We start from the raw sequence: 12812 nt of genomic DNA on the forward strand, positions 1-12812 counted from the left end.
GTCATGTCTCCGTCTGGTTCACGGCCGTTGCCGACGGCTGGCCGAGGGGCAGGCGCAGGGTGAAGCAGGTGCCCTGGCCGGGCGTGGACTGCACTTCCATCTGCCCCTTGTGGTTATTGGTGATGATGAAGTATGAAACCGACAACCCGAGCCCGGTGCCCTGGCCGATTTCCTTGGTGGTGAAGAAGGGCTCGAAGGTGCGCTTGCGGACCGCTTCGGGCATCCCGACGCCGTTGTCCTCCACCTGGATTTCGGCCCATGGCGGGCTGAGCCGGGTACGCAGGGTGATCCGCCCTGGCTCGCTGGGCTGCGGCCGTTGGTGAATGGCCTGGGCGGCATTTTTCAGCAGGTTCAGCAGCACTTGCTCCAGCTCGTTGGCGGTGCACGGCACCGGCCCCAGGTTGGGATCGAACTGGCGGACAATGGCTTGGCCCTTGAAATCGAAACCGATGGTCAGGTCAAAGTCGTTACCGGCGATTTCCACGGCCTGGTCGATCAATGCCGGCAGGTCGCATGGCGCCAGTTGGCGGTTGCTGCGGCGGCTGAAACTGAGCATATGGGTGACGATCTTGGCCGCCCGGGCGCCGGCCTGCTGAATGCCGTCGAGCAGTTGCGGTACTTCACGGCTTTCCAGGTAGCGATTGACGCTGGGCAGGTCGATGCCTAGCTCGTCGGCTTGCTCCTGATTGCGTGGCAGCTCCGGCGACAGTCGCCTGCGGATGTTCTGCACGTTGTGCAGGATCGCGCCCAGCGGGTTGTTGATTTCGTGCGCCATGCCGGCCGCCAAGCCTCCTACCGAGAGCATCTTCTCAGATTGCACCATCATCTCCTCCAGCGACAGGCGCTGGGTGATGTCGTCGATGCGGATGACCACGCCGCGGCCACCGCCACCCATCAGTGGATAGAACGTCAGGGCGTAATGGCGCAGGTCCTCGCCTTTGGCCCAGGTCACCCGCTCGATCTTGGCGACGCGGTGTTTCTCCACGGTTTCCTTTAGCTGCGGCAGAAACGGCTTGAGCGGTTCGAAAGCGATGAAGATCGGCTGGTTCAGCGCTTCGTCCAGCGGCGTGCCGGAGAGCACCGTGGCTTCGTGATTCCACTGTGTGACATAGAGCTGCTCGTCGAGGGCAATCAGAGCCGAGGGCATGGAGTCGATGATGCTGTTGAGGTAATTCTGAAAGCCCGTGAGCTTTTTTTCGATCTTGCTGCGCACCTGGACTTCCAGTTCCAGCTTGCGGTTGGTATGGCGAGTTTCCTCTGCCAGGCCCTGGGCCTGATCGTAAGCGTCCTGGAATTCGTCGCGGGTGCGCTTGAGTTGCTGCTCGCGCGCCTCGATGCGCGAAAGCATGGTGTTGAAGGCGTCGGCGAGGCTGCCGATCTCATCGTCGTTGCCCTTTTTGGCTCGCAGCGCGTAGCTTTCTTCGCGGGTGACCTGGCGGCTGAGCTCTTCGAGCTGATTGATCGGCTGCGTGATCAGACGCTTGATCTGCCGGGCGATGACCAGCCATAGCAGGATGCTGAACACCAGAATCGCCAGGCTGGCGCTCAGGGTCCCGGTATAGAACGCGGTTGGCAGCTCGCTGCTGGCCACCAGCAGCAGGTGTGCAGGCGGGCGGGCATCACGGGGGATGCGGATCAGTAGGGTGCTGCGAAATTCCATCAAGCGCCAGCCGTCGATGTTTCGATAGCGCTTGGGCAGGGCCAGCGGGTCGCCATGTTGCAACTGGGCCAGCATGCGACCATCGCCACCATAGACCGCCGCAGCGCGCAGTGGCGTATAGCTGTCCAGCTCTTTGAGTAGCGCCGTGGCAGTGTCCTGGGATTCGCCGGCGCGTGCTGCCAGCTGAGGGTTGGCGACCAGGCGGCCGATGGTCTGCAACGCTTGCGGCGCCATGCTCTCCTGGGTGATCCAGTAGGCGGCACTGATGAACGTCAGGTTGGCCACCAGCAGGATGGTCACCAGCAGCACCATCAGGGCGGCCAGCAGCTTCTGCCCGACCGGGAGGTTTTCCAGGCGTTGGCGCAAGGTCATGGGCTAGGCAATGTCCGTATCCGGTTGAAAGGGCGCGTCAGGCGCTTGGCAAGCCACGTGCACGCAGGTTATCGACCAGCCGCTGGTGCAGGCGTTCCAGCCCAGGCAGCACCATGCCATGGCGCGCGGCTGCGCGGCAGGCATGGCCTAGCAGGTAATGCACCTCCGTACGCCGGCCTGCGCGCACATCCTGATACATGGAAGAGTAGTTGGCTGACGTGGCGAGAATCACCCGTTGTACTTCTTCGCCCAGATTATCGGCGGCTTCGGGTTGGCCACACCGGCCCAGCAGTGCGCCGAGTTCTGCAATCAATCCATCGACTTCGCTCAGATGCCCCAGCAGCCCGCCGTTCTGGCAGTCGTGCAGCACGGTCAGCGGATTGATCGCGCAATTGAGCGCAAGCTTGCGCCACAGGCGGGTGAGTATGTCCACGGTCCACTCAGCCGGGATGCTGGCGTCATGGAGCTCGTCGAACCACTCTGGTGCCGCGGGGTTGGCCGGGTCGCCCAGCCAGTTGAAACCATGGCCGGCAAAGCGTACCCGCCAGTCATCCTCGCGGAACGCGCCCTCGGTGCTGGAGGCGAAGATGCAGCGGGCCTGCGGTACCTGATCGGCGACTTCGTCCTGGCTACCCAGCCCGTTCTGCAGCAGCACGAGTTCGGCGCCAGCGGCCAGGCGCGGGGCCAGCCGTGCTATCGCAGGTGCTGCGTCGTAGGCCTTGCAAGCCACCAGCAGGCGGTGCACCGGCCCGTTGGAATCGGCTGTTTCGGCAGGGATCGCGTAAAGGTTGGCGTGATCCTGTTCGACCAGTGTCACGCCGCCAGCCTGTTCATAGGCCTGCAACCGCTGACGATCGCGCAGAATCAGGCGCACCGCCTTACCGGCACGTGCCAGCCGGCAAGCCCAGAGGGTGCCGAGGCTACCGGCGCCGAGAATATGCCAGGTGCTGCTCATCTGCGTTTCGCAACCCGTTATAATAAGCCCGCATTTTAACCTTCAAACCCCGACGCGCTCCATCTTCAGACTGAGCGCGCTTTTATTTTATGGAGAACAACCATGCCTTCGTTCGACGTGGTATCGGAACTGGACAAGCACGAAGTGCAGAACGCCGTCGAAAACGCCATCAAGGAGCTCGACCGTCGTTACGACCTCAAAGGCAAGGGCAGCTTCGAGTTCAAGGAAAAGGAACAGACCGTGCTGCTGACTGCCGAGGCTGAGTTCCAGCTCGAAGCGATGATCGAGATCCTGCGCCTGGCGCTGGTCAAGCGCAAGATCGACGTGAAATGCCTGGAAACCAAAGACGCCTACGCCTCGGGCAAGGAAATGAAGCAGGAAGCCAAGTTCCGCGAAGGCATCGACAAAGAGCTGGCCAAGAAGATCGTCGCCCACATCAAGGATGCCAAGCTCAAGGTCCAGGCTGCCATCCAGGGTGAGCAGGTGCGCGTGACCGGCAAGAAGCGTGATGACCTGCAAGAGGCCATTGCTGCCTTGCGCGCCAAAGAGTTCGACATGCCGCTGCAGTTCAACAACTTCCGCGACTGATCCTGGTGTTGCCAGGAACCCCGATGGCGCAATGATGTCCATGGGGGCCATGGCCGCTGATATTTTGGTGGCCGGTTTTACCGCGTACTTGCCGTTCGGCATCAGGAGATGAACATGGATTTGAACGCTGAAGTCGATCAGCTGGTCCGCCAATCGCAGACCTGGATCCCTTTGATCATGGAGTACGGCAGCCGTGTGCTGCTGGCACTGCTGACCCTGGCGGTCGGCTGGTGGATCATCAACAAGGTCAGCGCCCGCCTGGGCAAACTGGTGGGTCTGCGTAACGCCGACCTGGCGCTGCAGGGCTTCATCAGCACCTTGGCCAACATCGTGCTGAAGGTGCTGCTGCTGGTCAGCGTGGCGTCGATGATCGGCATCGAAACCACCTCTTTCGTCGCTGCCATTGGTGCCGCCGGCCTGGCCATCGGCCTGGCCTTGCAGGGCAGCCTGGCGAATTTCGCCGGCGGCGTGCTGATCCTGATGTTCCGCCCGTTCCGCATCGGCGACTGGATCGAGGCGCAGGGTGTGGCGGGAACAGTAGACAGCATTCAGATCTTCCATACTGTGTTGCGCACTGGTGACAACAAGACAGTGATCATGCCTAACGGCAGCCTGTCCAACGGCATCATCACCAACACCAACCGCCAGCCGACGCGCAAGGTGGTGTTCGACGTGGGGGTGGATTACGAGGCCGACCTGCAGAAGGCGCGCAACGTATTGCTGGAGCTTGCGCAGGACCCTCGCGTGCTGCCTGACCCGGCGCCGCAGGCCGTGGTGTCGACCCTGGGGGACAGTTCGATCACCGTCTCGCTGCGCCTGTGGACCAAGACCAGCGATTACTGGGATGTGATGTTCATGCTCAATGAACATGCGCGTGATCGCCTGAAGGCTGAAGGAATCGACATTCCTTTCCCGCAGCGGGTGATTCGTGTGGTTCAGGAGCCTGCCGCGCAGTAACGCTGGGGTTGCAACATGGGGGCCGCTGTGCGGCCCAATCGCCGGCAAGCCGGCTCCCACAGGTAATGCACTGCGCCTGATGCTTGCAGTGAGCTTGTGAGAGCCGGCATGCCGGCGATTGGGGCGCGCAGCGGCCCCTTGTCGTTACACTTGTTCACAGCCAAGCCGCGTCATTTCTGGCATATAGCCTGACCCCACCTGCCTCAGCACCGATATCCACCATGAAACCATTGCTGTACATCACCCCTCTCAGAGCCCTGTTGTTCGGCCTGACCCTGGCCTTGTTCGAACTGCTGACCTACCTGGCCAGCGACGCCGTCATGCCGGCCATGCCGGTGGTGGTCGACCATCTGAACGCCAGCCCCGAATACATCCCGCACGCGTTGAACCTGTACCTGCTCGGTGGTGTGGTACTGCAGTGGCTGATCGGCCCGCTGGCCGACCGTTATGGCCGTCGTCCGCTGCTGCTGGCCGGTTGCGCGCTCTTTGGTGCGGCTTGCCTGGCCACCTATTGGGTGCAGGACATTGGCCTTTTCAACCTGCTGCGGCTATTGCAGGGTATCGGCCTGGGTTTTGTGGTGACAGTCAGCTACCCGGCCTTGAACGAAGCGTTCAGCGAGGCCGATGCGGTGCGGATGATGGCATTGCTGGCCAATATTGCCTTGCTGTCGCCACTGCTCGGCCCGCTGGTGGGTACCCTGATGTTGCAATGGCTGGACTGGCGCTGGCTGTTCGTGGCGTTCGCCGTTGGCGCTGTGTTGGTGTGGGGCCTGCTCTACCGCTTGATGCCCGAGACCTTGGGCGTGGAGCGGCGTGACGGCTCACGCCTGGCGTTCACGCCGATCCAGCTGCTGCCGCTACTGGCGGGCTATGGCCAGCTGCTGGCCAACCGGCGTTTCGTCGCCGGCAGCGCGGCTTTGGGCCTGGTGGGGCTGCCGCTGATCGGCTGGATCGGCCTCTCACCCGTGTTGCTTATCCACGATGAGGGGCTCAGCACGATGGAATACGCCCTGTGGCAGTTGCCGGTATTCGGAGGGCTGATCCTCGGCAACCTGATCATCAACCGTATCGCTGACCGCTATCCGTTGCCGGCGCTGGTGCGCGGTGCGCTGTGGCCATACCTGGCAGGTTTGTGCCTGATGGTGCTTGCCACCTGGTACTGGCCCACCGTGACCAGCGTGGTGGCGGGCATGTCGCTGTATGCCCTGGGCCTGGGCGTAGCCAATGCGGTGCTGTACCGCATGACGCTGTTCTCCAGCGATCAGAGCAAAGGTTTGGTGTCTGCGATGCTGGGGATGATCACCATTGCCTTGCTGGGTTTGGGTGGAGCGCTGATGGCGATGATCGGAGCAGGTGCGAGCTTGATGCACTTTGCCCTGGCGGCAGGCGTAGCGGGGGCGCTGGCGCTCTGGCCGCTGTGGTTTGTGGTAGGTAGCCGGCCTGATGAGGGGGCTGTCGCTCAGTAGCGATTGTACTGGCCCCCTCAGGGCTGCTCGGTCGCCGAGTTCTCCACCGGTGCCTGTTTCCCGCGGCCCGCTTCCTGTCGCCATTGCAAGGCGATCAGGATCAAGGTCGGTACACCCAGCAGTGCCGTGATCAGGAAGAAGTCGTGATAACCGAACTTCTCGACAATCACCCCCGAATAGCCGCCGATCAGGCGTGGCAACAGCAGCATGATCGAGCTTAGAAGGGCATATTGCGTGGCCGAGAACTTCAGGTTGGTCAGGCTCGACAGGTAGGCGACGAATGCCGATGTCGCCAGGCCCGAGCTGAAGTTGTCCAGCGAAATGGTCACCACCAGCATTTGAAGGTTCGGACCCATGTCGGCCAGCATCAGGAAAAGGATGTTGGTGCCCGCCGAGGCCGCCCCGCCGATGAACAGTATCGGCAGTATGCCGAAACGCACGATCAGCAGCCCACCTGCACCTGCGCCCACCAAGGTCATGATCAGGCCGAAGATCTTGCTGACGCTGGCAATCTGATCCTTGGTGAAGCCCATGTCGATGTAGAACACGTTGGCCATGACGCCCATCACCGTGTCCGACATCCGATAGGTGGCGATCAGGCCCAGCAGCAGCAGGGCCTGCCAGCGATAGCGGGTGATGAAGTCGTTGACTGGCGTCAGCACTGGCGCCAGGCCGCGACGGCCCATGCTCGACAGGCACGCCCAGCTCAGCAGCACATAGAGGATAAGACGCAGGAAGGCGCGGTCTTCGAGCAGCAGGTCCAGTGGTGTGGCATTGCCGAAGATGACGCTGGCCCAGTCGGTGTTGAACAGCTGGGTGAAGCTTGCCGGTACCGACACCAGCAGGATGATAAGCACAAACACCGAGGCCAGCTGGTGAATAAGCCCGTAGCGCGCTGCCGACAACTGGGTGCGCAATGGCACGGGAGGTTCGCGCATCACCAGCGTGGTAAACAGCGCAGGCAGCATCATCACGCCGAACAGTACGTAAGTGCCGGCCCAGGCTTTGTGCAAGTAGCTGAAACCGGTGGAGCCGAACCATTCGGCAAAGAACAGAGCGCCAGCGGTGGCGAGCAGCGCAGCGATCCGGTAACCGGCCATGTAGCTTGCGGCCAGGGCGGCCTGGCGTTGATCGTCGGCGATCTCCAGGCGATAGGCATCGACGGCGATGTCCTGGGTGGCAGACGCGAACGCGACCAGCACGGCCAAAGCGATCAGCCACGACAGATGTTGCTGAGGGTCACACAGGCTCATGCCCACCAGGCCGATCACCACCAGTGCCTGTGACAGCAACAGCCACGAGCGCCGGCGACCCAGCCCACCCAGCAGTGGCAACCGCCACTGATCGAGCAGCGGCGACCATACCCATTTGAAGGCATAGGCAAGGCCGATCAGGCTGGCATAGCCAATGGTTTCGCGCGCCACGCCAGCTTCGCGCAGCCACACCGACAGGGTCGAAAACACCAGCATATAGGGCAGACCGGCAGCAAAGCCGAGCAGCAGAAGCACCAGGGTTGACGGGCTGGCATAGGCAGCGAGCGCAGCGCGCCAGGTTTTACGGGGCATGGGCCAACATCTGCCTCAAGTTTGCGAAAACAAAACGCGCACTCTAACCGCTGTGCTCCATTGGGCGCCAGCCATGACGCATCATATCCACACGATTATTGGCTACATTCACGCCCTCCGCACGCAGTCGCGCCCTTTGTTCATCACCCGAAGGAGTCCCCAGCGCCAGGCTCAGACGACCGCCGGCACCCAGTACACGGTGCCACGGTAGACGGGTGTCCGCAGGGAGCTGACCAAGGGTCTTTCCAACCCAACGTGCCGCTCGGCCAAGCCCTGCCAATTCGGCGAGCTGGCCGTAGCTGACCACCTTGCCTTCTGGCACCTGGCCCAGCACGGAATACAGCGCCGTTCGTCGGGCCTCGGGCGTTTCCAGCGCGTGCCCATGTCCCTCAGACATCCCGGCAGCCCTGGCCTCTAGTGAAACCGGACCAGTGGTCACGGCAAATGTGTATTGAACTCAACAGCATTATGGTGGGTCATTCCTTGCTCTGGTCGTCGGCATCCGGATAATGCCCGGCTTTTTCGTCTAATCGAACCCGTACCCCGCTTATGCATTCTAGATCCTTGTTGTGCCTGTTGACCGCTTCCCTGTGCGCTGCTCCTGCGTTCGCCGACACCGTGTGGATGAAGAACGGGGACCGGTTGAGCGGTAAGATTCGCGTCTTTGACGGTGGCAAGCTGCTGCTGGAGACCCCATACGGTGGTTCTGTCTCGCTGGACTGGAAACAGGTCCAGACCCTGGAGAGCGACCAGGAGCTGCTGGTCAAGCAGGACGCCTACAACGGCGAACGGGCCAAGTCGTTGAAGGCCGCCGAGCCTGGCAAGGTGACCCTGGCCAACGGTGAGACGCCCAAGACTGTAGAACTTGCCAGCATCGAGCAGATCATGAAGCCCAAGCCTGTGGTCGAGGACCTGGTGTGGAAAGGTAATGTCGATGCCGCGCTGGACTACAAACGTGCCGAGAACGATACCGACGACTATGACATCGGCTTCAAGACCACGGCCCGCCATGGCCGCTGGCGGCACAACGCTGAAGGTGAGTACAACCGCGAGACCAAGGACGACGTCACCACGGCCAACAACTGGAGCGCAGAGTACGCGCTCGATCGCTTCATCACCGAGAAGTGGTTCTGGCAGGGGCGTCTTGAGTACAAGCGTGATCACATCGAGGATCTGGCGCGCCAGCGCACCGTGGGTACCGGCCCCGGTTACCAGTTCTGGGATGACGAACTGGGCGCGTTCTCGCTTGGCTCACTGATCAACCGCACCGACTTCGAATACCAGGATGGCGGCAAGGACAACTTCTACTCGGCAGCTGTGAAGTGGGACTACACCCGTTACCTGATCGGCAAGAATGTCCAGCTGTTCACCAATGGCGAGTTCGCCAAGCCTTTGGGGGGCGTTGCCGACTATTCGCTGGATGCCGAGGTGGGCCTGCGCTACAAAGTGACCGAATGGGCCTCGCTCAACCTCAAGGCAGAAAAAGACATCATCACTGGCACGCGTGAGAGTGACCTGGACAAAACGCGCTATACCGCAGGCTTCGGTGTGACCTGGTGATAGGTCAGCTTCAAGCTGCAAGCGAAAGCTAGTGGCAGGGCGCCTCGCTCCTGCTTTTTCTTGCAGCTTGCAGCTTGCAGCTTGAAGCTTGAAGCTAACAGGTAGCTTGCAACCCAATAGCTACCTGTCGAGGAGTCAGACGTGAGTCAAAAGGCCATCCGCCCCGCCCGGGAACTGCTGCTCAAGGAGTACCGCGGTGTACTCTCGACCCATTCCAAGTCCATGCCCGGCTTCCCGTTCGGGTCGGTGGTACCTTACTGCCTGGATGCCGAGGGCAACCCGCTGATCCTCATCAGTCGCATCGCCCAGCACACCCACAACCTGCAGAAAGACCCGAAGTGCTCCTTGCTGGTGGGGGAGCGGGAAGCCGAGGATGTGCAGGCCGTTGGCCGCCTGACCATCATGGCCGAGGCCCACAAACTGGTCGATGAGGCTACCGTCGACGCCGCTGCCGAACGCTATTACCGTTACTTCCCCGATGCCGCCAACTATCACAAGGCGCACGATTTCGATTTCTGGGTGCTTCAGCCGGTGCGCCATCGTTACATAGGTGGCTTCGGTGCGATCCACTGGCTCGACCAGGTGACGTTGGCCAACCCCTTCGCCGGCAAGGCGGAGGCCAGCATGATCGAGCACATGAACAGCGACCATGCCAACGCCATCGCTCACTACGTCGAACTGAGCGACTTGCCGTGCAGCGCGCCAGCACAGATGGTTGGCATCGACAGCGAAGGCATGCACCTGCGCATAGGCCAAGGTATCCATTGGCTAGCTTTCCCAAGCAATTGCAATACGCCGACACAAGTTCGCGAAGCCTTGGTTTTGCTGGCGCGCGCCGACCAATGGCCGGCCGCGACAGAAATCGAAGCTTGAAAAACCGAGCGCACGCATCCATCTGATGGTCTTAAAGGAAGATAGTCTTCCGTCGAGGAATCCTTGATGCGTGTTTTTCTACTGCTGTTTCTGCTTTTCCCTGTGCTGGAGTTGTTCGTCTTCGTCAAGGTCAGCGCAGCCATCGGTTTCTTCCCGGCGTTGCTGTTGATCATCGCAGGTTCCGCTTTGGGTGTGCTGGTAATGCGTGTGGCTGGCCTGGCCACCGCCTTGCGTGCCCGTGAGAGCCTGCAGCGTGGCGAACTGCCCGCCGAGGACATGTTCCAGGGCCTGATGCTGGCGGTGGGTGGTGGCCTGCTGCTGCTCCCGGGCTTCATCAGTGACGTGCTGGGCCTGCTCTGCCTGCTGCCCTTCACCCGCCACCTTGCCGCGCGCAAGATGCGTCAGCGTGCCGAGGCCCAGGCCATGCGCCAGCGGGCGTTTCAGGATGACCCCTTTCAGGCACAGCCGCGCGACAGCGGCCACCGGCCCAATGTGATCGAAGGCGAATACGAGCGTCGCGACAAGTAGACATCCTGGGGCCGCTTTGCGGCCCCAAGCTTTTCTGCTCGTTGAAAAAATTTCTGTAGCAAGCCTTGTAATTGATCATGCCGGCCTCATGTATGTGGTCACCGCAAGGTTTCTGGTGGCAACACCAGACAATACACAGGTGGTTCGCCCGTCGCGGGCCACCCCCGGCAACGCCGGACAGCATCAACCCGCCGGTGTCGACACCGGCCGATGAAAACCACAAATTGGGAGAGATCGACAATGAAGCTTCGTCCTCTGCATGACCGCGTAGTCATCCGTCGCAGCGAAGAAGAATCGAAAACCGCTGGCGGTATCGTCCTGCCGGGTTCGGCCGCTGAAAAACCAAACCGTGGCGAAGTTGTCGCCGTCGGCACCGGTCGCATCCTGGACAACGGCGAAGTACGTGCGCTGGCCGTCAAAGTGGGTGACAAAGTGGTTTTCGGCCCTTACTCGGGCAGCAACACCGTGAAAGTCGATGGCGAAGACCTGCTGGTAATGAGCGAGAACGAAATCCTCGCCGTTGTCGAAGGCTGATTTCCCCGACTTCCCGTTACTCCAAAGAATTTCAAGGATTAAACGATCATGGCTGCTAAAGACGTAAAATTCGGCGATTCCGCCCGTAAAAAAATGCTGGTTGGCGTCAACGTTCTGGCTGACGCGGTAAAAGCGACCCTGGGCCCGAAAGGCCGCAACGTGGTTCTGGCCAAGAGCTTCGGCGCGCCGACCATCACCAAGGACGGCGTTTCCGTCGCCAAAGAAATCGAGCTCAAAGACGCCTTCGAGAACATGGGCGCCCAGTTGGTCAAGGAAGTCGCTTCCAAGGCCAACGATGCTGCCGGTGACGGCACCACCACCGCGACCGTTCTGGCTCAGGCCATCGTCAACGAAGGCCTGAAGGCCGTCGCTGCCGGCATGAACCCGATGGACCTCAAGCGCGGCATCGACAAGGCCACCGCTGCCGTCGTCGCCGAGCTGAAAAACCTGTCCAAGCCATGCGCCGACTCCAAGGCAATCGCTCAGGTTGGCACCATCTCCGCCAACTCCGACAACTCCATCGGCGAAATCATCGCTGAAGCCATGGAAAAAGTCGGCAAAGAAGGCGTGATCACCGTTGAAGAAGGCTCGGGCCTGGAAAACGAACTGTCCGTCGTAGAAGGCATGCAGTTCGATCGCGGCTACCTGTCGCCTTACTTCGTCAACAAGCCGGACACCATGGTTGCCGAGCTGGAAAGCCCGCTGCTGCTGCTGGTTGACAAGAAAATCTCCAACATTCGTGAGCTGCTGCCAGTTCTGGAAGCCGTTGCCAAGGCCGGCCGCCCACTGCTGATCGTTGCTGAAGACGTCGAAGGCGAAGCTCTGGCTACCCTGGTCGTCAACAACATGCGCGGTATCGTCAAGGTTGCTGCAGTCAAGGCACCAGGTTTTGGCGACCGTCGCAAGGCCATGCTGCAGGACATCGCCGTCCTGACCGGCGGCCAGGTGATCTCCGAAGAAATCGGCCTGACCCTGGAAACCACTACCCTGGAGCACCTGGGTAACGCCAAGCGCGTTATCCTGTCCAAGGAAAACACCACCATCATCGACGGTGCTGGCGTTGACGCCGACATCGAAGCACGCGTCAAGCAGATCCGTGCCCAGATCGAAGAAACCTCTTCGGACTACGACCGTGAGAAGCTGCAAGAGCGCCTGGCTAAGCTGGCTGGCGGTGTTGCCGTGATCAAGGTCGGTGCTGGCACCGAAGTTGAAATGAAAGAGAAGAAAGCCCGCGTTGAAGACGCCCTGCACGCTACCCGTGCAGCCGTCGAAGAAGGCGTGGTGCCTGGCGGTGGTGTTGCCCTGGTTCGCGCTCTGGCCGCCATTGTCGACCTCAAAGGCGACAACGAAGACCAGAACGTCGGTATCGCCCTGCTGCGTCGCGCTGTTGAAGCGCCGCTGCGCCAGATCACTGCCAACGCCGGCGATGAGCCAAGCGTTGTGGCCGACAAGGTCAAGCAAGGTTCGGGTAACTACGGCTACAACGCTGCTACCGGCGAATACGGCGACATGATCGAGATGGGTATCCTTGACCCAGCCAAGGTCACCCGTTCGGCCCTGCAAGCAGCTGCTTCGATCGGCGGTCTGATGATCACCACCGAAGCCATGGTTGCAGATCTGCCGGAAGACAAGCCAGCTGGCGGCATGCCAGACATGGGCGGCATGGGCGGTATGGGCGGCATGATGTAAGCCAGCCTCACCCCCCTGTAACAGGAAAAAGCCCCGATTCGTGAGAATCGGGGCTTTTTCGTTTG

General features: G+C 61.2%; 12 protein-coding genes. 8 read left to right on the plus strand and 4 right to left on the minus strand.

Annotated features, from left to right (window positions below):
• Window position 1: 1 nt before the first annotated feature.
• Both JET17_RS04845 and JET17_RS04850 read right to left on the minus strand, forming a co-directional pair.
• The gene (locus tag JET17_RS04845; protein ID WP_012312880.1) at window positions 2-2032 is read right to left on the minus strand and encodes a sensor histidine kinase; all 2031 of its coding nucleotides are present in this window, start codon (window positions 2030-2032) and stop codon (window positions 2-4) included.
• 37 nt (window positions 2033-2069) lie between these two features.
• Window positions 2070-2987 (minus strand): putative 2-dehydropantoate 2-reductase, encoded by a 918-nt coding sequence (locus JET17_RS04850; protein ID WP_012312881.1) that lies wholly within the window; start codon window positions 2985-2987, stop codon window positions 2070-2072.
• Between the two features lie 102 nt (window positions 2988-3089).
• Between JET17_RS04850 and JET17_RS04855 the strand changes: the two genes are divergently transcribed.
• From JET17_RS04855 to JET17_RS04865, 3 genes are all read left to right on the plus strand, one after another.
• The gene (locus JET17_RS04855; protein ID WP_012312882.1) at window positions 3090-3575 is read left to right on the plus strand and encodes a YajQ family cyclic di-GMP-binding protein; all 486 of its coding nucleotides are present in this window, start codon (window positions 3090-3092) and stop codon (window positions 3573-3575) included.
• A gap of 114 nt (window positions 3576-3689) precedes the next feature.
• Window positions 3690-4532 (plus strand): mechanosensitive ion channel family protein, encoded by an 843-nt coding sequence (locus JET17_RS04860; RefSeq protein WP_012312883.1) that lies wholly within the window; start codon window positions 3690-3692, stop codon window positions 4530-4532.
• 221 nt (window positions 4533-4753) lie between these two features.
• Window positions 4754-5998: an MFS transporter gene (locus JET17_RS04865; protein WP_012312884.1), complete on the plus strand. Its 1245-nt coding sequence runs from the start codon at window positions 4754-4756 to the stop codon at window positions 5996-5998.
• Window positions 5999-6015: 17 nt separating this feature from the next.
• Here the strand turns inward: JET17_RS04865 and JET17_RS04870 are convergent, their stop codons facing one another.
• Together JET17_RS04870 and JET17_RS04875 are read right to left on the minus strand one after the other, a co-directional pair.
• Window positions 6016-7563 carry an AmpG family muropeptide MFS transporter gene (locus JET17_RS04870; protein ID WP_012312885.1) on the minus strand — a complete coding sequence of 516 codons (1548 nt, stop codon included), beginning with the start codon at window positions 7561-7563 and terminating at the stop codon, window positions 6016-6018.
• A 43-nt stretch (window positions 7564-7606) separates the two neighbouring features.
• A complete protein-coding gene (locus JET17_RS04875; RefSeq protein WP_012312886.1) occupies window positions 7607-7960 on the minus strand; it encodes an MGMT family protein in 354 nt (117 codons plus the stop codon).
• Between the two features lie 152 nt (window positions 7961-8112).
• Here JET17_RS04875 and JET17_RS04880 point away from each other — a divergent pair, with 152 nt between their 5' ends.
• The 5 genes from JET17_RS04880 to groL all read left to right on the plus strand — a co-directional run bounded on the left by JET17_RS04880 (window position 8113) and on the right by groL (window position 12747).
• Window positions 8113-9123 (plus strand): DUF481 domain-containing protein, encoded by a 1011-nt coding sequence (locus tag JET17_RS04880; RefSeq protein WP_012312887.1) that lies wholly within the window; start codon window positions 8113-8115, stop codon window positions 9121-9123.
• A 141-nt stretch (window positions 9124-9264) separates the two neighbouring features.
• Window positions 9265-9996 carry a HugZ family protein gene (locus JET17_RS04885; protein ID WP_012312888.1) on the plus strand — a complete coding sequence of 244 codons (732 nt, stop codon included), beginning with the start codon at window positions 9265-9267 and terminating at the stop codon, window positions 9994-9996.
• Between the two features lie 66 nt (window positions 9997-10062).
• The gene (locus JET17_RS04890) at window positions 10063-10524 is read left to right on the plus strand and encodes an FxsA family protein (protein ID WP_012312889.1); all 462 of its coding nucleotides are present in this window, start codon (window positions 10063-10065) and stop codon (window positions 10522-10524) included.
• 240 nt (window positions 10525-10764) lie between these two features.
• Complete coding sequence (locus JET17_RS04895; RefSeq protein ID WP_009395550.1) at window positions 10765-11058, plus strand: co-chaperone GroES; 294 nt, start codon at window positions 10765-10767, stop codon at window positions 11056-11058.
• Between the two features lie 48 nt (window positions 11059-11106).
• On the plus strand, window positions 11107-12747 hold the full coding sequence (groL, locus tag JET17_RS04900) for a chaperonin GroEL (RefSeq protein ID WP_012312890.1): 1641 nt from the start codon (window positions 11107-11109) through the stop codon (window positions 12745-12747).
• Window positions 12748-12812 lie beyond the last annotated feature (65 nt).

It is taken from the genome of Pseudomonas putida (assembly GCF_016406145.1).
In the GTDB taxonomy this organism is placed as follows: domain Bacteria; phylum Pseudomonadota; class Gammaproteobacteria; order Pseudomonadales; family Pseudomonadaceae; genus Aquipseudomonas; species Aquipseudomonas putida_E.

What these genes read in the sequence shown, in the direction of transcription:
- JET17_RS04855 (WP_012312882.1), top strand. Translation starts at nt 3,090, where the DNA reads ATGCCTTCGTTCGACGTGGTATCGGAACTGGACAAGCACGAAGTGCAG.
- JET17_RS04860 (WP_012312883.1), top strand. Translation starts at nt 3,690, where the DNA reads ATGGATTTGAACGCTGAAGTCGATCAGCTGGTCCGCCAATCGCAGACC.
- JET17_RS04895 (WP_009395550.1), top strand. Translation starts at nt 10,765, where the DNA reads ATGAAGCTTCGTCCTCTGCATGACCGCGTAGTCATCCGTCGCAGCGAA.
- JET17_RS04850 (WP_012312881.1), bottom strand. Translation starts at nt 2,987, where the DNA reads ATGAGCAGCACCTGGCATATTCTCGGCGCCGGTAGCCTCGGCACCCTC.
- JET17_RS04870 (WP_012312885.1), bottom strand. Translation starts at nt 7,563, where the DNA reads ATGCCCCGTAAAACCTGGCGCGCTGCGCTCGCTGCCTATGCCAGCCCG.
- JET17_RS04865 (WP_012312884.1), top strand. Translation starts at nt 4,754, where the DNA reads ATGAAACCATTGCTGTACATCACCCCTCTCAGAGCCCTGTTGTTCGGC.
- JET17_RS04875 (WP_012312886.1), bottom strand. Translation starts at nt 7,960, where the DNA reads ATGTCTGAGGGACATGGGCACGCGCTGGAAACGCCCGAGGCCCGACGA.
- groL (WP_012312890.1), top strand. Translation starts at nt 11,107, where the DNA reads ATGGCTGCTAAAGACGTAAAATTCGGCGATTCCGCCCGTAAAAAAATG.
- JET17_RS04880 (WP_012312887.1), top strand. Translation starts at nt 8,113, where the DNA reads ATGCATTCTAGATCCTTGTTGTGCCTGTTGACCGCTTCCCTGTGCGCT.
- JET17_RS04890 (WP_012312889.1), top strand. Translation starts at nt 10,063, where the DNA reads ATGCGTGTTTTTCTACTGCTGTTTCTGCTTTTCCCTGTGCTGGAGTTG.
- JET17_RS04845 (WP_012312880.1), bottom strand. Translation starts at nt 2,032, where the DNA reads ATGACCTTGCGCCAACGCCTGGAAAACCTCCCGGTCGGGCAGAAGCTG.